This is a genomic window from Adlercreutzia sp. DFI.6.23 (assembly GCF_024462535.1).
GTDB lineage: Bacteria > Actinomycetota > Coriobacteriia > Coriobacteriales > Eggerthellaceae > Adlercreutzia > Adlercreutzia rubneri.
Genome location: NZ_JANGBP010000567.1, coordinates 1 through 298 on the forward strand (window position 1 = coordinate 1; position 298 = coordinate 298).

General features: G+C 60.7%; 1 protein-coding gene. It reads left to right on the forward strand.

The annotated features are described in order from the left end of the window. Positions 1–7: 7 nt before the first annotated feature. Positions 8–298: hypothetical protein (locus NE591_RS14620; RefSeq protein WP_256157030.1), on the forward strand; the 291-nt coding region annotated here is incomplete at its 3' end.

Below are 298 nucleotides of genomic sequence, written 5' to 3' on the forward strand. Positions count from 1 at the left end.
GAGGACCATGAATGACAACGAGCGCAATGGCCTGCAGGAGATTATAGACAAGGCCATATCGGATATCGCCCGGACGGAGGGCGATTCCTTCGAACTCGACAAGATGAACCTGGCCGAAATCTCGCGAAGAACGGGGCTCTCGAGATCGAGGGCCCGCACATTGAAAGCGAGAGGTTTCGTCGTCGCGCCCCACGGGCGCTGCGGGATGCGCGCTCCCACGACGGTGATCAGCGGCTTCGAGGGCATTGTGAACGCCCTGCTCTCGGAGGGCGTCACCAACTCCGAGGTCGTTTTCGAG